Origin of the sequence: Maribacter confluentis (genome assembly GCF_030505015.1) — a bacterium.
Lineage (GTDB): Bacteria > Bacteroidota > Bacteroidia > Flavobacteriales > Flavobacteriaceae > Maribacter > Maribacter sedimenticola.
Map to the genome: position 1 here is coordinate 1,532,449 of NZ_JAUKUC010000001.1, position 17,837 is coordinate 1,550,285.

The following is a 17,837-nucleotide window of genomic DNA, read 5'->3' on the forward strand; positions in this document are numbered from 1 at the left end:
TTTTTAATTGAAATAATAAAAACTAAAAAGCCACCTAATTTATTGATAGATGCACTGTTATTCTTCTTCTAGAAGTTCTATGGAAACCAAATCTATTTTTGTATTGGAGACCTCTAATACCGTAAACATATAGGGTGCAATTTTAAGCTCTACCTCCTTATCCGGTATTTCTCCCAAAGTATGTACCAAAAGTCCGCCCAATGTCTCATATTCATCCGAAACGGGAAGCTCCAACTTATAATTCTCATTGATATAATCCACCTCTAAACGTGCTGAGAACAGAAAGTGACGCTCGTCTACCCTTTCTTCCCTTAAGTCCGTAGTATCATGCTCGTCCTCAATTTCCCCAAATAGTTCTTCTACGATATCCTCTACGGTTACCAGACCAGAAGTACCCCCGTATTCATCTAGGACCACGGCGATACTCTTTCGTTTCTTGATCAAAACATTTAAAATATCCTGTATCAACATAGTCTCCGGAACAAATTCCACCGGTAACAATATACTTTTAATGGTCTTGGGCTTTTTGAACAGTTCATAAGAATGCACGTAGCCAATAACATTATCTACCGTATCATTGAACACCAATATTTTGGAATAGCCTGTTTCCGTAAACAATTTTGCAAGGTTTTTGGGCGTTTCGTGCATTTCTACCGCTACGATCTCTGTTCTTGGAACCATGACCTCCCTAGCCTTTACCGCTGCAAATTCCAAGGCGTTCTGAAAAATCTGTATTTCCGTATCCACTTCGTCCTCTTCCTCAACGGTTTCCATTTGTTCGGTTATATAATCACCCAGTTCCAATTTACTAAATGCCAATTGTACCTCATCTCCAGAAGTACGGAAAATATACTTTAATATGAGGTCAGAAATCCAAATGATAAAATCTGAAATAAACGAAAACAGTACATAGAACAAAAATGCCGGAATGGCCAATAATTTCAAGAGGCTGTTAGCATATATCTGGAACAACACCTTTGGCAAAAATTCTGCCGTAATTAAAATAATGAATGTAGAGATCAAGGTTTGTGTAAGCAAGCTGAACTCTGTAATAAGGATTTTTAAGAATGCGTTCTCAGGTGCCATTCCCGTAAACCAGTTCATGAGGACCTCTCCCATGAAAAGACCATAGATTACCAAGGCTATATTGTTGCCAATAAGCATGGTAGCAATAAATTTTGATGGTTTTTTAGTTAACCTGGTAAGTACCATGGCCAAAAAACCCTCTTGCTTTTTTTCAATCTCTATATGAATTTTATTCGCCGAAATAAACGCGATTTCCATTCCTGAAAAAAAAGCGGAAAAAACCAAGGAAAGTAGAATGATGATACCGGCCGTACCCACTATGCGTTATTATTATTGTCTCGCTTACGCTGTTCAAATTTTTTCCTGTAGTTTCTTCTGAACAAGAACATACCTATGGAAACTATAGCGAAAAATATAAAAAAATAGGCCATGTTCCTATCTGTATTCCAATCGGTAAAAATTCTATACATAGAAAATCCAGCTACTATGATATATAAGTATTCCGTATATCTTAAAATATTAATCATTTTCTTGTTCTTTTTCTTCCTTTATCAACATAAGTCCATAGGTCTTATGTGCATTTAAATATTTAAGGTCTTTTTGAATATCCATACCTTCCCCATCCATTACGGTACCATCATCTGGGTTGGTAAACTTAAACTTTTCTTGGGTAAAGGCCCACTCATTTCCACGATCGTAATATAATTGGGAAGTTTCCAATTTTTTACCATCGTCTCCCTTTATCAACACATTGCCCCTTAAATCTACAATAGACGTTGCCGAATAGAGAATACCATAATCTGCCTCTATAGTGGTCCTTTCATTTTTTTCATTAAAGATTTCCACCAAAAGTCCTTCAGGAAACGTTTGGTAAGGAAATGAAAGTTGATCATAATTTTCCCTTATTGGTCCGGACAATATGGCCAGTACCTTAGAGGTCCCGGTATCTTCTGACCCCAATTTAACCGGTGCCTCTGTATATGTCAATACAAAATCTTCAACTACGCCTCTTGGAAATACTTTTTTTACCGCTTCATCACCAACCCGTTTATAATTATCCCCACAGGACAAAAAAAGCATTGCCATGGTATACACCACGGCAATGCTTCTATAATTGAATATTTGTGTCATTTGTACTATAACGATGGAACCTTAACACTACCACCTACCCAGCAAGAGAAGGTAACAGTCTTACCTGCCATACCTGAACTAAAGATCATTTCTTTAGTTGGAGCCTTAGCTTGGTAACTTGTAGCAGCCTGACTTGCAGAACCACTTAAAGAAGGATCTACCCTACCGGCCTGTCTGGCCATGTCTGCCGCTTTCCAGTAAATTGCCCTTTTCTCAAAAGTAGTACTACCACAATCATTGGCACTTGTAGCATATAAACTGGCGATCAATAAATATGCACGACCATTGGAAGGGTTGGCATCTATTGCTTTTTGTGCATAGCTACGTGCAGTAGACTTGCTTCCCTTTCTTTTGTTGATTACTGCAACTTTGTAGGCAATCTTAGACTTTTTATCATTATTGGTCTCTAAAGACAATGCTTTGTCAAAATCCGCAAGAGCACCTTTAGTATCGCCATTCTTCATTTTTAAAGTTCCTCCATATACATAAGCATCAGCAGAAGGATCTAAAGCCAATTGTGCCTCAAAAAGTTTTTGGAACATAGGATCATCCGTACATTCTTTGTTGAACATAAGACCAACCGCTCTTTTTACCCAAACAACATCTCCCTTTTTCTCCTCAAAACTCTTTTCGTACAATGGAATCAAGTTACTACAATCTGCCAAAGGACCTAACTTAGAATCGATACTACCTGCAATTTTACCATATACCTCAGAATATGAGTTATAGGATTTTAAACGAGATTTCTCTTTAGAAGTCAACGTACCCGCTTCTTCCTTTGGTAAAAGCTTGGCTATTTTTCCTGTAATCTTTTCGTTTTCTACTTCAATCTTTTCAGTAACCGCATCATAAACGTCAAATACTTCTTGCAAGTCTTTTCTACCAGCTTTATGCTCGTCAACTAAACTTGAGAAATAAATATATAACGCCTTTGGATTTGTAAAGTTTTCCTGATCCTTTGTAAAAGCTTCGCTTAACATACTATACATCTTAGCATCATCGGCCATTTTGTTATCATACATTACCATCGCCTTGTCAACGTCAGTTTCACCTTGCGTGGTCTTTGATGCAAAATGCTTTAACTTATTGTCATAAAGACCCATTAGTTCATTGGCAAATTTTTCCTTATCTGCATCAGAAGCTTTTTCCAATTTATACTTTAGGATACGCTCACCATATACATATATAGCATTGTTCAATTGCGGACAGGTTTCATATACCATTTTCCATGGCTCGTAAGCCGCATCATAATTTTTAACTTTTGCATGCTCGGAAAATATAGACAGATTAGTCATACATTCAGGATTTTGAGCCTGAGCATTACTTACCCCCATCATCCCAAGGAACATAATTGCCGTGAAGTAAAGTTTCGTTTTCATCTTTTCTCTTTTTTAAGGTGGTTAATGTACTAAATTTTTATTAATTGATCTTTCTTTTCTGGAACCAACGATCGTTCAATGACAGCCCTACATTAAGTTTAAAATAGCTTTCTTCTACTAAATTCGCCCTTGTAGTTCCCCTTCTTCCCAATTCAAATCCTAAATTAAGATTAGAGAAACTTCTTCCAAGTGGTAGACCTAATCCAAAAGTTATGCCAAAGTTATTTACATCAACATCATTTACGACCATACCGGTTTTATCTAAACGCAAACCTGCACGGTAAGTCACTCTTTTTAAATAACTTGTAAAGGAATCATGGTCAGGAGTAAGAAACAGTCCTAAGGCATAAGAACTTGCATCTACGTAAGAAACACTATTGGCACCAAGGAAATCATTTTCGAAAGAACCCATTCCCTGAAAGCTATATTCACCCCCAACAAACCATTTTAAATCTTGTCCAAAGCCCAAACCAATTGTAGTCGTTGTAGGAACCTTTAGCTCTGTATTCCTTAAGTTCTGTGCGGCCAGATTTACGTCTATCTCTTCAATATTACCACCTGTGGCCACGGAAAAAGAACCAATTTGCCTTGTATTCTCAGACACCAGATTACCTTGGGTATTTACCCGTACAGAAGAATGAAACCTATATTTATCATTAATCAACGGCGTATAGTTCAAGGCATAATTGAAATCAAAACCATTTACCTTAGAACTTCTACGATCAAAAGTTCCAAATTGGATACTCTCTATCTGCTGCAGGCGCTGACTATCTAACGTACCAAAATTAAAATTAACGGTAGCGCCAATACTTACATTTTTTAATACTTCATACCCTACGGAGTAAAACACACGGTTTAAACCGCCCTCACCAGTATAGACATTTACCAGGGAACCATTTACATTGTCCTGTTCATCTATCAAATTATAGCCTACGGAAGTGTACGGCATTATACCAAAGCTCATACCCAAACCTTTGCCCAGACTGAAACCCAATGCCAAATAATCCAAGCTGGTAATAGAGGTACTTTCCTCTCCCAGATTGGTCTTTAATCGATATTGTTTATTGGATACACCGGCGGTATAGGTTACAAGACCCGTCTTGTTCATTACCTTAAGCCCTAATTCTCCCAAAGCCGCTGGATTCTTTAAATTAAGATGGATACTGTCCGCATACACACCAATACCCCCCATCATTTGATTTTCTACCGTGCCCGCATTCGTTAAATCACCAATTCCAAAAAAAGAATAGGGAGATACAGTACCATCTTGAGCGTACATACCAACGGTGGTCATGTATACTATTGCAATTACAATTTTTCTGATCATTTAGTGCTTGTTGTATTCCAGCAAATAATTAAGCCCTTTCAGGAGAAATTTAGAATCCGCAAATATGGTATTTTTTACTCGTTTAGACAAAAATAGTGTATCACCCCCTGTTAAAATAACTGTTAAATCTTTAAAACGGCTATTATATAGTTCAATTATTCCGTTCAATTCAAGCTCTACACCATACAATACACCACTATGCATACAGTTTTCGGTTGAGTTTCCTATATAATCCAATAGTTCTGTTTTTTCCAATAACGGCAGTTTGGCCGTTTGCTCATGCATTGCCTTATAGCGCATTTGTATACCTGGGGAAATGGCCCCTCCCAAATATTCATCAAAATCATTCAGCATATCATAGGTAATACATGTACCCGCATCAATAATTAGGGTATTGCTATGTGGTTTACGATAGTATGCCGCAGTGACCAACGCCAAACGGTCCACACCTAGACTTTGAGGTGTTGCATACGAGTTCTTAAATGGCACTTTTGAAGCATGAGAAAGTTCATGAAGGTCACAAAAAACGGCTACAACCTTTATTTTATCCTCAGAAAGGGAACCAACGTTAGAAATTATTGCCGCGTTCACTTTTGGAAATTGCTGAAACAATTTTTTGACCGCCGATACAAAATCCTCTTGCGCAACGGTCTCTATATGAACAATTTCCGACTTATTAAATATGGCTAATTTTACACTTGTATTGCCAGCATCTATTATCAAATTCATACTACAAAGATTAAAAAATAAAAAAACAATCTTCTTTTTTTATGATTTAGTTTGTTTATCATAAAATTGAAATTATATTTGCAGCCGCTTACAGCGACATGGTGCCTTAGCTCAGTTGGTAGAGCAATGGACTGAAAATCCATGTGTCCCTGGTTCGATTCCTGGAGGCACCACATAGAAAAACCGCATTATCAGTAGATAGTGCGGTTTTCTTAGTTTTTGGGGTATTGTTGTTTAAAACTAATTGAACAAACCACAATACCCATAATTGGTACTTTTGAAAAGTGGCCCAAAGTCATCAATTCCAAATACGTTCTACCTTACACTCTTTAAAATTAACGATTTGAACTGCTTCATTAGCCGTATTTTCTATGGTTAGACTAGTATAGAACTCATTGGGAAAAATTTGATTTGTCATTACGTATTGTCCTTTGTTCAAAAACAACTCCATAGATGAATGATCCAACAAAATTCTAACTTCCACATTTTCCTTGGGCAATTTGGAAATATCCATACGTTGTGCCCCGCCTTTAAATTTTTCACTAAAATCCGTTTTACCGGACTTGTCCCTGTCAATCGTAACCAATTCATTGTTGGCATCCATATCAATAGCTAGGCTATCACCGGCATCATTGCTCAAATACATTTTAAGCACTGGATTTTTCACAGAAAATTTAATCTCAGACTGATTACCATATTTAAGTGCAATTATTTTCTTCTGCTCCTGTTTTAGCTCCATTTCACCTTCCGTGTAGGCCTTATCCGTAATTTCACTAAACTTTTCTATGGGATAATTTATAAGAAACACCTCATCTTCAATCTTACGTAAACTTAACTTTCTAGGTACGGTCATGGCACTACGCCATTTTTCTGTAGGGGTATCCCTAGCATAGTCCCAATTACTCATCCATCCAATAAAAATACGATCGTTATTGGGGGTATGGTTAAAGGTGACACCGGCGTAATTGTCCCTTCCAAGATCAATCCATTTATTTTCGGTCTGATCGGTGGTAAAGGTGATACCGTCAAAATCCCCTATAAAATACTGCGTTCCACTACCTCCGTTAGGTGCACCGGGATTAATACTGATCAACAAGACCCATTTTTCCTCATCTGTACCTTCTATGGTCAACGGAAAAAGATCAGGACATTCCCATACACCGCCATGGGCTCCTTTATCCTTTCCGAACTCACTGACTTTATCCCACTCCTTTAAATTGGGCGAACTCCAGATTTGCAAATGGTCTCCGGCTACGAAAAGCATGGTCCAATTTTGTTCTTTTTCGTTCCAAAATACTTTGGGGTCCCTAAAATCCTTAATACCATTATTTCCTATTACCGGGTTGCCCTCATATTTTGTCCAAGTATTTCCATCGTCCAAACTGTAGGCAATTCCTTGGGTCTGAAAATCCATTTTACCTGCTTGCTCCCCTTCCATATCATGGTAGGTGAAAATTGCCACCATAGCCGGGTTCTCCACGGTACCGAAACCGGAAGTATTTTTAGTATCCATTACGGCACTTCCCGAAAATATCAACCCATGTTTGTCTGGATAAAGGGCTATAGGTTTATGCTCCCATTTTACTAAATCCTTACTGATAGCATGGCCCCAGTGCATAGGCCCCCAAATGGTACTATCCGGGTAATATTGATAGAATAAATGATAATTTCCATTATTATAGACCAACCCATTGGGGTCGTTCATCCATTTTTCTTCTGGCGTAAAATGAAATTGCGGCCTGTAGGATTCCGTGTAGTACTCGGGAGCATCTATTTTCATTTGGTCTTCTATGGTCTTGACCTCTTGTTTACAACCAAATACGGTTGCCACAATGTACATCAATACAATTTTTGAACCTACTTTTTGCAAAACTTTAACCATTATACTGTCTTTTGAACTATAAATCTTGGACGCTAAAAATAGTACCTTTACTGCAATGAAGTTAATCAAATATGTACGATTATTTAGTCTAGTTTCCCTCTTTACCGTTTCAAACGTTATAGTAGGGCAAGCAAATATGGAACGTGTTCTAAAAAATTGGAACAAAGAAAGTATACCTTATATCTACCCTGAAAATTTACCCATGAAAGATTCTATAGTGTATGTAGATACCAGGGAGAAAGATGAGTTTAACGTAAGCCATCTTAGAAATGCCCTATGGGTAGGGTATTCCAATTTTGACGAAGCCAAGGTTCTAAACCTTATACCCAACAAGTCTCAACCCATTATTGTTTATTGCTCCATTGGCGTACGGTCCGAGAATATTGGAGAACGCTTAAAGCGACTTGGATATACCAGAGTACTGAACCTATATGGCGGAATTTTTGAATGGAAAAATCAAGATCGTATCGTATATAACAATAACGACACCCCAACCGATAGCATACATGCCTTTAGCAAACATTGGGGCAAATTATTAAAGAAGGGAATAAAGGTATATTAGTTAGTGGTTAGTATAATTTAAAATAATACGTTGGGAATATTACAGAACAATAATGTGGAGCGCGATGAAAAAATCATTGATTTTACCTTGGCAAACTCCAAGAACCTATTACTTATTTTTACCAGAAACCCAGAATTAGGCAAGGGTAAAAGACGATTGGCCGCTACCGTAGGTGATCAGACCGCTTTGGACATTTACACATTTCTTTTGCAACATACGGTAAGCATCACACAAAACCTCTATGCAGAAAAACGGGTATATTACTCAGAAGAAATATGGGAGAATGATATTTGGGATGCAGACAAGTATGGCAAAAGATTACAGCAGGGCAATGATTTGGGGGACCGCATGGCTAATGCTTTTAGGGAAGGATTTGAAAGTGATTTCCAGAAAATAATTGTAATTGGAAGCGATATGTACGACCTTTCCCAAGAGGACTTGGAAAGCGCGTTTAAAGCTTTGGAGAAGAAAGATTTTGTGATAGGTCCCGCCCAGGATGGAGGGTATTACCTGCTGGGTATGAAAACTTATAAAACTGAACTGTTCCAGGATAAGGCTTGGGGAACGGAAACGGTATTGAAACAAACCCTTGATGATTTAAAGGCCGATAGCGTATGCTTATTGGAGGAAAGAAACGATGTAGATTATTTTGAGGATATAAAGGATATTGAAGCCTTTCAACCTTTTTTAAAACATATAAAATTATGACAAAGGAACAATTATTGGAATCTGTAGCCTATTTAAAGAACAAAGGTTTTGACAAGCCAGAAATAGGAATTGTACTTGGCACCGGCCTTGGCAAATTGGTGGACCATATAGAGGACCCCATAGATGCCCATTACAACCATATTCCATTTTTTCCGTTGGCTACCGTAGAGTTCCATACGGGCAAGTTGGTATATGGTACCATATCCGGAAAAAAAGTGGTGGTCATGCAGGGGCGTTTTCATTTATATGAGGGATATGACTTTTTGGATATAACCTACCCCATACGCGTCATGCACATGCTGGGCATTACCAAATTGTTTATTTCCAATGCAGCAGGTGCGGTAAACCTGAATTTCAAAAAAGGGGACATGATGTTAATAGAAGACCATATAAATTTACAGGGCGGTTCTCCTTTGGCATTTAAAAATGTTGGGGAGTTTGGGGAACGTTTTGTAGATATGTCAGAACCTTACGATGTATCCATGCGCAACAAACTGATGGCAATTGCCAAGGAAAACGATATTTCTTTAAAGACCGGGGTCTATGCTTCTGTGGTTGGACCACAATTGGAAACCAAGGCAGAATATAGAATGATCAAATTAATTGGTGCAGATGCCGTGGGTATGAGTACCGTGCCAGAGGTTATTGTAGCCAACCACCTTTCCCTACCCATTGTTGCCGTTTCGGTATTGACCGATGAATGCGACCCGGATAATCTTAAACCTGTGGATATTGGAGAAATTATCGCCATCGCGGAACGTACTGAACCCAAAATGGTAAAACTTTTTCAAGAACTTATAAAACAGCTGTAAGGCCATACCCTGTTTTTCTACCAAGTTTAGTGAAATTAATGCACATGAGTGCTTTTGAACCCAACATCAGTATTATTATCCCCGTTTTGAACGAAGCGGACTATATAGCCAAAGTACTCCTGTGCATAAAACAGAATGCCTGCACTAACCACATCAAGGAGATTTTGGTCGTTGATGGTGGTAGTACAGATGCTACCCCTTCAATAGCCAAGGCCCATGGTGCCAAATTGCTCTATGGCAAAAAAGGACGGGCGGCACAAATGAACCTTGGTGCAAAAGAAGCAAGCGGCGCAATATTATACTTTCTACATGTAGACTCGTTGCCCCCTAAAGATTTTGACCGCTCCATTGCAAATGCGGTTAAAGAAGGTAAAATGGCAGGCTGTTTTCAAATGCGTTTTAACAGCAACAGCAGGTTTTTAAAATTTTTTGCTTGGTGTACCCAAATCAACCATCAAATTTGTCGCGGAGGCGACCAATCATTGTTCGTGGACAAAAATCTTTTTTTTGACTGCAAGGGATTTAATGAACAGTACACAATCTATGAGGACAATGAATTTATACAACGTTTGTACAAGCGCGTACCTTTTACCATTCTACCTTCTACGGTAACGACCTCTGCCCGCAGATATGCAGAAAAAGGAATGATAAGCCTACAATGGCATTTTGGTGTCATACACCTTAAATACTATTTAGGAGCACGACCCAATGAACTGTATGCATATTATCAAAAATATATTGCGGTATAAACGATTATTTATCCTCGTAGTCCAATAATATGCCTTCACTGATCCATTTTGCCAAAGCTTGGCGATTATCCGGATCTAAAATGCGCACCTGATCCTTGGTATTTCTAATATTTCCAATTTCAATAAAGGTCATGGCGGGGTGTGTTTTTTTTACCAAGTACAACGAAGTCCTGTCCTCAAAAGTACCTGCGTAGGTTCTATTGGGCTGAAATTTCTTATACTTGGCCTCAAAAGTTTTATGGATACTTTCCGCCAATTTTTTGCCATTTTTACTTTTTTCGTGGTGATAAAAGAATACATCTATATTCTGACCTTCACTTCTACTATCTACATGGGTAACGATTAAACGCTGGTATTTACCCTTGTTATCCTTATATAAGTCGTTCACGATCTGTACCCGTTGCTTTAACCGCGCCACTTGGTTTAAAGGTATTTCCTTATCCGGATAGGCTACCTCATCATGATCAATCTCCAATATGCGATCATCACGTATACCATCATTCCCATCCTGTATAATAATGTAGACCGTTGCCCCGTGCGCCATTAATTCCCTTGCCAAGCGTAGGGTAATATCATAGGCATATTCATCCTCGGCAATAGCTTTCCCTGCATAAGTACCCATTGCCCCGGGATCGGGGCCCCCATGACCGGATACCAAATAGTAGATAGTCCCTTTTAACCGTTTGCTTTTTGCTATTACATTTTTATGTTTCTCCCCAAACAGCTCATATTTAGAACTTTCCAGTTTTTTTATATCCGTGGACTGTTTCTGTATAGAGTCTACAATGGCTACGGTATCCAAAACCGTTCTGGGCATGACATACGTTCGCCCTGCTACCAAATGTACGCTGTCCTTTAAGCGCTCACTATTTATATAGATAAATTCATCCATAACCTCGTACGGGTCAACTCCCTGTTTGCGCAACAGCGAAAGAATGCCGTCACCAGGTTCTGCCGTTACGGTATTCAATGAATCCTGCGCCACAACAAATTGCACCGCACATATGTATACAACCATATATTTTACCATAACATATGGAAAACAAAGGTTATGCCATACATGTTCTACCCGTTCATATCCAACCTTACTATTACTCACTATACTTTTTATAAATTTCACTTACTACTTTTAACGAAGGTTTGTTTTGTGGGGTAAACCTGTTATCATTCTCACCACCTGCATTTCTATGGTCGGTGAACCATTTCCATACATAACCTCCCGCAAACCATTTTTCGTTCCAAAATTCGCCATATATGGCCTTCTTACAGTTTACTTGTGATATCATATTCGGTTTTTCTTCCGTACGGTCTACCAACCACGGCTTTTTTGCGGTATAGTCCATACTTCTATACCCATATTCCGTAAACAGTATAGGCTTTTGCTTTTCAGTACTTAGCGCGGCCATTTTACTTTTCCAAGGCTGCCAACCAGCTATGAGCTCATTAACGCTAGGTGTTTTTGCTTCCGATAACGGAAAATAGGCATCTACCCCAATATAATCTAACTGTTCCCAAAAAGGTACACGCTCAAATTCATCCCAATTTGCCGCATAGGTAAGCTTACCTTTATAAATATTCCTAATTTCAGCAATAAGCATGTTCCAAAATTTTGGCCGCGCCTGTACAAACTGTTCCAATTCCGTACCAATACACAAGATATCCACCTTACGCTCTGCCGCTAAACGGGCATAGGTCATCATAAAATGACGATATGATTCCTCTAACTGTTGCCAGTATTGCTCATTGTCCATCTTCAGCTTTCCCGTGAATATTCCCTTGGATATCCATATTTGCGGCTTCATCATAACAGACACCCCATTTTCATGCAACATATGAATATATTGCGCTGCACCCTTCTTAGTTTCACCAAACCACTGCCGATCTGTATTAAATGTGATCTGTGGATTATTTACCTCCCTTATAAAACCAAAAGGCATTACGGCGGCGCTGTTGGCATAGATATTTAAGATTTCATCTACTTGACCCTGCACCACGGGTTGCCTGGAGGCCACAAAACTTACCCCATTTATTTTTCCGTTGCCCTGTCCAATACATGCTAGTTGCATACTGCACAGAAATAGAAGTGCCAATTTTTTCATTTCCCCAATCTTAGGTTCAAAATTATACTATTTACGGCATGTTCCCAATAGCAGAGATACCCAACAATTTGTTAAGAAATGAACTAAAGGTAAACGGTAACGAGTAATATATTGCGTATGTGGCTATTTCACATTTAAACGCCAATCATACGGATAGTAATCCACCAGGATATCTTTGGAAAACTTAGTAGTTCTATACCTATTGATGAATGCCAATATACCACCGGCCCTATCAAAATCCACCCTATACCAATCAAACAATTGCGAAACAAAGACCTTATCACCCTTATTCCTAATGAACATAGGGTCGTTCAATGCTTTGGCTGTTTGTTGATTAAGCTGTTGGTTCAACCTGTTTGGCATGTAGGCCTCCCCAATAATTGGCGGACACCCTAGGCCCGCACAGACCAATACAAAATGAAAACGGGGTTCATTTGGAAACCTTGCTCTAAGTAACTCATTTTCTATGGCGTTCAACGTTATATACCCCCCCCCCACATTATATCTCAGCTTATCAAAAAAACCGTCCACGTCCAAAGGGGACCGTAGGGGATAATTATCCACAACACCCTTAATTACCAACAGATTATAGGTATTTATCCAAAAGGCCTGATAAACATTAGGATCTTGAAGATCAATGGCCGCTTTTTCCGCCAATTTCAGCACGTTATTCAATGCCAAAGGTTGTTTGACAATGGAGGCATAATCTACCTTACCGTTCTCTACATGGGTTTTCAAAAATGTATCCGCAGCACTAAAAAACCCTGTATTCTGGGCCTTCCCACTAGTTATTTCAAAGAAAAAAACCAAAACTATCCAAGAGTATTTCATACCAATTAAATTAACGCTGTAATCCTTTTGTCGCAACTTAACTTAGAAACCAACACATAACTATTCTTGCAAGGGTGCGTTTACCTATCTACGCAATTAATGTTACCTTGGTTTTAATTGCACCGGTAGCCTTAGATTAATTCTAAATAACCCGGTTTCAATATACGCCTGTAAAGCATCTGACTTTTCTTGCGACTAACTTTTAAATTTACTGCTGTATGGAGCATATCATCATTATTGGAAATGGAATATCTGGTGTTACCTTGGCCAGGCATGTACGTAAGCTTTCCGATAAAAAAATTACGATCATTTCTGCAGAGTCCGACTATTTTTTTTCCCGTACAGCATTAATGTACGTATATATGGGCCATATGAAATTTAAGCATACCCAACCTTATGAAGATTGGTTTTGGAAGAAAAACCGTATTGAACTGGTGAAGGGCTATGTGGAAAAAGTAGATCCGCCATCCAAAATAATTCACTTGGCCAATGGCACTACCCTATCCTATGACAAACTGGTGATCGCCACGGGTTCAAAACCAAACAAATTTGGATGGCCGGGACAAGATTTACCGGGGTACAAGGCCTCTATTCCAAACAAGATTTGGAAACACTTGAAAAAAACGCCCCCAATAATATGGTATGCCAACGGGCCGTAATTGTCGGCGGCGGGCTTATAGGAATAGAAATGGCAGAAATGTTACGTTCCCGAAAAATTCCCGTTACCTTTTTGGTCCGCGAAAAAAGCTTCTGGAACGGGGTATTGCCAAAAGGGGAATCTGCCATGATCAACCAACATATTATAGCACACCATATTGATTTACGGCTAGACACTAATTTAAAGGAGATTATCCCAGATGAACAAGGTAGGGTCAAGGCAGTGACTACGGACAAAGGAGAAACCATACCATGTAACGTTGTTGGACTCACCGCCGGGGTCACCCCTAATATAGATTTCCTGAAAGGTAGCGGTATAACATTAGGCAAAGGCGTTAAAGTCAATCGTTTTTTGGAGACCAGTGTGCCAGATGTTTATGCCATTGGCGATTGTGCAGAACAGCATGAGGCCATTGACCAAAGAAGACCTGTAGAGGCTGTGTGGTACACCGGTAGAATGATGGGGGAAACCCTTGCCCAAACCCTTTGCGGAAAGCGTCGTGCGTACAACCCCGGACATTGGTTCAATTCCGCAAAATTCCTGGATATTGAATATCAAACCTATGGATGGGTGTTCAGTGAGCGGAACAAAGAGGACCATGAGCAGCATTTTCATTGGAGACATCCCAAGGAAAATATTTGCATTACCATTGCCTACCATAAGGAAACCAATAGGTTTTTAGGGATTAATACGTTTGGTATTCGTATGCGGCATGAAATTTTTGACAGATGGCTAAACCAAAACAAGGAGGTTGACCATGTCTTGACCTATTTGAAAGATGCCAATTTTGACCCAGAGTTCTATACCCAATATGAAGATGCCATTGTTGCGAAATACAATGCGGAACACCATAAAAACATTGACCCCAAGAAAAAGAGTTGGAAACGTATTTTTAGCAAGGCTTAATCAATAAAGAATGAAAACACTACAACATATAGGAATCACTTTATTTTTAATAGGCCTAGGTATTTTTACCGTACTACCGTTCATAGGTACGTTCAAGGCTGACCAAACCATTTTGGACCAAGTAATTGCCGATAGTTCCATAAAAAGCGATTTGCATATCAATGATCTACAGACGCAAGTGGCCGGCAATGAGTTTAATGGGGTACACCACCTATCCGGCATTGTGGTTACCTCCTTGGAAAACGCAAATGCCATACATAGAAAAAATAAGGAGTATAAGAAAATTGTTTACGTAAAGGGCAGGGACCTGGCGGCTACCATCGCCAAAAAATCAGGTTCGGGATTTATTGCCGGGAATAAAGGTCTAATGTGGTTTTTAACCTTTGGCCTGGGTATTATAGGCGCATTGCTTTTTATTGTTCCCCAAGTGGTCCTGTTAGGTCCCAAAGGCATTAAGAACGATGGTATCTATCATCAAAGTTCTACCAATAGGGGCTGGATTGCATGGCTGGTATTCCTGTTTTTGGTCTCTTTCTATCTTGTCCTTTATTTTAGACCTGAGTATGCCACCAATTGGACGTATTTGGTAGACCCCATCAGTGAATCTTTAAGTGGAAATCCTGCCGGACATTGGTTTGTATATGGGTTTATGTATTGCGTTGTCATGACCGTTATGGCCGTGCGCATGTATATTAAATACCGGCATAACTTATACCAAACAGTGCGCACCACCTCTGTGCTGTTCTTCCAAATTGTCTTTGCCTTTTTGATTCCTGAAATTATGGTGCGCCTGCAAATGCCCTACTATGATTTTAAAAATGCTTTTCCGTTGGATTATGATTTCTTTTTCCAGTGGAATCTGAAATCATTATTGAACAGTGGCGGCATTGGTATTTTCATCCTTTTCTGGGGAATTATCCTCACTTTGGTCATTGTGCCCGTAATGGTCTATTTTTTTGGAAAAAGATGGTATTGTTCGTGGGTGTGCGGATGTGGAGGTTTGGCCGAGACCCTTGGAGACCCTTATAGGCAACACTCCGATAAGTCTTTGTTTGCCTGGAAGGTAGAACGATGGTTGATCCATGGGGTTTTACTTTTTGCATTGGTAATGACCGGTATGACGCTGTACAGTTTTTTTAGCGAAACGGGCACAGTACTGGGTATCAAAACCCAAAGCGTACAAAATGTTTACAGTTTGGCCATAGGTTCTATTTTTGCCGGCGTCATAGGTACGGGGTTCTACCCCATTTTTGGAAATAGGGTGTGGTGCCGTTTTGGTTGCCCTCTGGCCGCCTATCTTGGTTTTGTACAACGTTTTAAATCTCGCTTTAGAATTACTACCAATGGCGGACAGTGCATTTCATGTGGCAACTGTTCCACTTACTGTGAGCAAGGTATTGATGTGCGGGCCTATGCCCAAAAAGGTGAGAACATAGTACGGTCCAGTTGTGTGGGCTGTGGTATTTGCTCCGCGGTCTGCCCACGTGGCGTACTAAAATTGGAAAACGGGCCAGAAGAAGGGCGCATTAACCCCACCGAAGTTTTATTGGGCAATGATGTTGACCTGATGGAATTGGTAAACAAAAAATAATAATCCTATACTATAACATGTCGCAAAAAATTATGTCACAGCTCCCTCTATTTCATTTATCTGTGCCTAAATATGGTTTTAAATGGATGTGTTTTTTGTTCTGTTCCTTCTACTCCACATATTTATGAACTATCGGCAGAAAAAATAAGCAGTGTTATCCAAAACCTCCATTGAATATGATTGTATTAAATTCTTTGTCAATATTTTTTAACCGATCTTTGGCATTTTGGCCAAAAGGAAAAAGCACATGGTAACGCACTTGAAAACATATATGCCCATTGTTATACTTCTTGCGGTTTGCAGCTTGTTAACCATTGCCTTTACCAAAGGAGAGGACAAGCGTTATGAACGCACCTATTATGAGGATGGCACTTTGGCCAGTGAAGGCTGGAAACGATATAATGTAAAGACCGATTATTGGATATTTTATCACCCCAACGGAAAAATCTCCATGAAAGGATTTTATGCGTACGGTAAAAAGGAACAGTATTGGTACTATTATGACGAGCACCGTGTTAGAAGCAAGGAAGGCCGTTACCACAACGACCAACAGGAAGGATGGTGGCTGTACTATAATAAAAAAGGGAGGGTAGCCCATAAGTGCCAACTTTCGCAAGGGATGAAAAATGGCTACTGCCTTAAGTATGAAGATGCCCAAATGATATCCGCGGAAAAATACAATAAGGGAAACAAAATTAGGGAATGGCAAAGTTTTGATGCCTTTACCGACACCAACAGTTTATCCGATCTAAAGTAATGCCAGACATAAAAGTTATCATACCGGCTTTTAACGAAGCAGATTCCATAGCCCATGTTATAAGGGAGCTCCCCAAGACCGTATCCGAGGTTATTGTGGTGAACAACAATTCATCTGACCATACGGTTAAAAATGCCAAGGCCGCCGGGGCCACCGTGTTGACAGAACCCAGAAAAGGCTATGGCTATGCCTGTTTAAAGGGTCTGGACTATGTGGCCGCACTTGACCGTTCGCCTGAAATCATTGTATTCATAGACGGAGACTATTCCGATTATCCGGAGGAACTGGACAAGCTAGTGGCCCCAATTTTACAAAAGGACATAGATTTTGTTGTGGGCGCGCGAAAAAAAAGCCTGCGCGAAGAAGGTTCCATGACCCCGCAACAGGTTTTTGGCAACTGGTTGGCCACATTTTTAATGCGCTTGTTTTTTGGCGCAAAGTTTACGGATTTAGGTCCTTTTAGGGCCATTAAATACGAAAAACTCAAAGAATTGCACATGGAGGACAAAACCTATGGATGGACCGTGGAAATGCAATTGAAAATTTTGAAGAAAAAAATGACATATACCGAAGTACCAGTACGTTACAAACGAAGAATTGGTATCTCAAAAGTTTCAGGAACCGTAAAAGGTAGTATATTTGCTGGCATAAAAATATTGGGGTGGATCTTCAAATACAGTATTAAATAAT

General features: G+C 39.5%; 17 protein-coding genes, 1 tRNA gene and 1 pseudogene. 9 read left to right on the forward strand and 10 right to left on the reverse strand.

The features are described from left to right. Positions 1 to 57 precede the first annotated feature (57 nt). From Q2T41_RS06685 to Q2T41_RS06710, 6 genes are read right to left on the reverse strand one after another with little or no spacing between them, the layout of a single operon-like run. Positions 58 to 1,284: a hemolysin family protein gene (locus tag Q2T41_RS06685; protein WP_379921142.1), complete on the reverse strand. Its 1,227-nt coding sequence runs from the start codon at positions 1,282 to 1,284 to the stop codon at positions 58 to 60. Positions 1,285 to 1,343: 59 nt separating this feature from the next. Next, on the reverse strand, positions 1,344 to 1,553 hold the full coding sequence (locus Q2T41_RS06690; RefSeq protein WP_304435440.1) for a hypothetical protein: 210 nt from the start codon (positions 1,551 to 1,553) through the stop codon (positions 1,344 to 1,346). Next, positions 1,546 to 2,157: an LPS export ABC transporter periplasmic protein LptC gene (gene lptC, locus Q2T41_RS06695; protein ID WP_304435441.1), complete on the reverse strand. Its 612-nt coding sequence runs from the start codon at positions 2,155 to 2,157 to the stop codon at positions 1,546 to 1,548. The genes Q2T41_RS06690 and lptC overlap by 8 nt, the downstream gene beginning before the upstream one ends. A 5-nt stretch (positions 2,158 to 2,162) precedes the next feature. Further along, positions 2,163 to 3,536 (reverse strand): hypothetical protein, encoded by a 1,374-nt coding sequence (locus Q2T41_RS06700; RefSeq protein WP_304435442.1) that lies wholly within the window; start codon positions 3,534 to 3,536, stop codon positions 2,163 to 2,165. Positions 3,537 to 3,576: 40 nt separating this feature from the next. Then, positions 3,577 to 4,863 (reverse strand): BamG family beta-barrel-assembly machinery protein, encoded by a 1,287-nt coding sequence (bamG, locus tag Q2T41_RS06705; RefSeq protein ID WP_304435443.1) that lies wholly within the window; start codon positions 4,861 to 4,863, stop codon positions 3,577 to 3,579. Beyond that, complete coding sequence (locus Q2T41_RS06710; RefSeq protein WP_304435444.1) at positions 4,864 to 5,592, reverse strand: type III pantothenate kinase; 729 nt, start codon at positions 5,590 to 5,592, stop codon at positions 4,864 to 4,866. It abuts the gene before it with no gap. 100 nt (positions 5,593 to 5,692) lie between these two features. On the opposite strand from Q2T41_RS06710, the gene Q2T41_RS06715 reads away from it, so the two are divergent. Continuing rightward, positions 5,693 to 5,765: transfer RNA gene (locus tag Q2T41_RS06715), tRNA-Phe, on the forward strand. Positions 5,766 to 5,890: 125 nt separating this feature from the next. Here the strand turns inward: Q2T41_RS06715 and Q2T41_RS06720 are convergent. Then, the gene (locus tag Q2T41_RS06720; protein ID WP_304435445.1) at positions 5,891 to 7,474 is read right to left on the reverse strand and encodes a glycoside hydrolase family 32 protein; all 1,584 of its coding nucleotides are present in this window, start codon (positions 7,472 to 7,474) and stop codon (positions 5,891 to 5,893) included. A gap of 55 nt (positions 7,475 to 7,529) precedes the next feature. Between Q2T41_RS06720 and Q2T41_RS06725 the strand changes: the two genes are divergently transcribed. Genes Q2T41_RS06725 through Q2T41_RS06740 form a run of 4 tightly spaced genes read left to right on the forward strand, consistent with a single transcriptional unit; the run spans position 7,530 to position 10,305 of the window. Next, a complete protein-coding gene (locus Q2T41_RS06725) occupies positions 7,530 to 8,036 on the forward strand; it encodes a rhodanese-like domain-containing protein (protein ID WP_304435446.1) in 507 nt (168 codons plus the stop codon). Between the two features lie 30 nt (positions 8,037 to 8,066). Next, on the forward strand, positions 8,067 to 8,744 hold the full coding sequence (locus tag Q2T41_RS06730) for a TIGR04282 family arsenosugar biosynthesis glycosyltransferase (protein WP_379921145.1): 678 nt from the start codon (positions 8,067 to 8,069) through the stop codon (positions 8,742 to 8,744). Then, complete coding sequence (locus tag Q2T41_RS06735) at positions 8,741 to 9,556, forward strand: purine-nucleoside phosphorylase (RefSeq protein WP_089260698.1); 816 nt, start codon at positions 8,741 to 8,743, stop codon at positions 9,554 to 9,556. Before Q2T41_RS06730 ends, Q2T41_RS06735 begins: the two co-directional genes overlap by 4 nt. A 44-nt stretch (positions 9,557 to 9,600) precedes the next feature. Further along, positions 9,601 to 10,305 carry a TIGR04283 family arsenosugar biosynthesis glycosyltransferase gene (locus Q2T41_RS06740; RefSeq protein ID WP_304435447.1) on the forward strand — a complete coding sequence of 235 codons (705 nt, stop codon included), beginning with the start codon at positions 9,601 to 9,603 and terminating at the stop codon, positions 10,303 to 10,305. A 4-nt stretch (positions 10,306 to 10,309) separates the two neighbouring features. On the opposite strand, the gene Q2T41_RS06745 is transcribed toward Q2T41_RS06740, so the two are convergent. The 3 genes from Q2T41_RS06745 to Q2T41_RS06755 all read right to left on the reverse strand — a co-directional run bounded on the left by Q2T41_RS06745 (position 10,310) and on the right by Q2T41_RS06755 (position 13,235). Further along, a complete protein-coding gene (locus Q2T41_RS06745; protein WP_367186834.1) occupies positions 10,310 to 11,425 on the reverse strand; it encodes an N-acetylmuramoyl-L-alanine amidase family protein in 1,116 nt (371 codons plus the stop codon). Further along, positions 11,397 to 12,404, reverse strand: coding sequence for a glycoside hydrolase family 113 (locus tag Q2T41_RS06750; RefSeq protein WP_304435448.1), 1,008 nt, complete (start codon positions 12,402 to 12,404; stop codon positions 11,397 to 11,399). Before Q2T41_RS06750 ends, Q2T41_RS06745 begins: the two co-directional genes overlap by 29 nt. 123 nt (positions 12,405 to 12,527) lie before the next feature. Beyond that, positions 12,528 to 13,235 (reverse strand): DUF547 domain-containing protein, encoded by a 708-nt coding sequence (locus Q2T41_RS06755; protein ID WP_304435449.1) that lies wholly within the window; start codon positions 13,233 to 13,235, stop codon positions 12,528 to 12,530. A gap of 218 nt (positions 13,236 to 13,453) precedes the next feature. Between Q2T41_RS06755 and Q2T41_RS06760 the strand changes: the two are divergent. The 4 genes and pseudogenes from Q2T41_RS06760 to Q2T41_RS06775 all read left to right on the forward strand — a co-directional run bounded on the left by Q2T41_RS06760 (position 13,454) and on the right by Q2T41_RS06775 (position 17,836). Continuing rightward, positions 13,454 to 14,799, forward strand: a pseudogene (locus Q2T41_RS06760) (NAD(P)/FAD-dependent oxidoreductase). Between the two features lie 10 nt (positions 14,800 to 14,809). Then, on the forward strand, positions 14,810 to 16,390 hold the full coding sequence (locus Q2T41_RS06765; protein WP_304435450.1) for a 4Fe-4S binding protein: 1,581 nt from the start codon (positions 14,810 to 14,812) through the stop codon (positions 16,388 to 16,390). 247 nt (positions 16,391 to 16,637) lie between these two features. Beyond that, positions 16,638 to 17,147 carry a toxin-antitoxin system YwqK family antitoxin gene (locus tag Q2T41_RS06770; RefSeq protein ID WP_304435451.1) on the forward strand — a complete coding sequence of 170 codons (510 nt, stop codon included), beginning with the start codon at positions 16,638 to 16,640 and terminating at the stop codon, positions 17,145 to 17,147. Beyond that, positions 17,147 to 17,836, forward strand: a complete 690-nt coding sequence (locus Q2T41_RS06775) for a glycosyltransferase family 2 protein (protein ID WP_089260706.1) — start codon at positions 17,147 to 17,149, stop codon at positions 17,834 to 17,836. The genes Q2T41_RS06770 and Q2T41_RS06775 overlap by 1 nt, the downstream gene beginning before the upstream one ends. The last annotated feature ends 1 nt before the right edge of the window (position 17,837 follow it).

What these genes read in the sequence shown, in the direction of transcription:
- Q2T41_RS06685 (WP_379921142.1), bottom strand. Translation starts at nt 1,284, where the DNA reads ATGGAAATCGCGTTTATTTCGGCGAATAAAATTCATATAGAGATTGAA.
- Q2T41_RS06690 (WP_304435440.1), bottom strand. Translation starts at nt 1,553, where the DNA reads ATGATTAATATTTTAAGATATACGGAATACTTATATATCATAGTAGCT.
- lptC (WP_304435441.1), bottom strand. Translation starts at nt 2,157, where the DNA reads ATGACACAAATATTCAATTATAGAAGCATTGCCGTGGTGTATACCATG.
- Q2T41_RS06700 (WP_304435442.1), bottom strand. Translation starts at nt 3,536, where the DNA reads ATGAAAACGAAACTTTACTTCACGGCAATTATGTTCCTTGGGATGATG.
- bamG (WP_304435443.1), bottom strand. Translation starts at nt 4,863, where the DNA reads ATGATCAGAAAAATTGTAATTGCAATAGTATACATGACCACCGTTGGT.
- Q2T41_RS06710 (WP_304435444.1), bottom strand. Translation starts at nt 5,592, where the DNA reads ATGAATTTGATAATAGATGCTGGCAATACAAGTGTAAAATTAGCCATA.
- Q2T41_RS06720 (WP_304435445.1), bottom strand. Translation starts at nt 7,474, where the DNA reads ATGGTTAAAGTTTTGCAAAAAGTAGGTTCAAAAATTGTATTGATGTAC.
- Q2T41_RS06725 (WP_304435446.1), top strand. Translation starts at nt 7,530, where the DNA reads ATGAAGTTAATCAAATATGTACGATTATTTAGTCTAGTTTCCCTCTTT.
- Q2T41_RS06735 (WP_089260698.1), top strand. Translation starts at nt 8,741, where the DNA reads ATGACAAAGGAACAATTATTGGAATCTGTAGCCTATTTAAAGAACAAA.
- Q2T41_RS06740 (WP_304435447.1), top strand. Translation starts at nt 9,601, where the DNA reads ATGAGTGCTTTTGAACCCAACATCAGTATTATTATCCCCGTTTTGAAC.
- Q2T41_RS06750 (WP_304435448.1), bottom strand. Translation starts at nt 12,404, where the DNA reads ATGAAAAAATTGGCACTTCTATTTCTGTGCAGTATGCAACTAGCATGT.
- Q2T41_RS06755 (WP_304435449.1), bottom strand. Translation starts at nt 13,235, where the DNA reads ATGAAATACTCTTGGATAGTTTTGGTTTTTTTCTTTGAAATAACTAGT.
- Q2T41_RS06765 (WP_304435450.1), top strand. Translation starts at nt 14,810, where the DNA reads ATGAAAACACTACAACATATAGGAATCACTTTATTTTTAATAGGCCTA.
- Q2T41_RS06770 (WP_304435451.1), top strand. Translation starts at nt 16,638, where the DNA reads ATGGTAACGCACTTGAAAACATATATGCCCATTGTTATACTTCTTGCG.
- Q2T41_RS06775 (WP_089260706.1), top strand. Translation starts at nt 17,147, where the DNA reads ATGCCAGACATAAAAGTTATCATACCGGCTTTTAACGAAGCAGATTCC.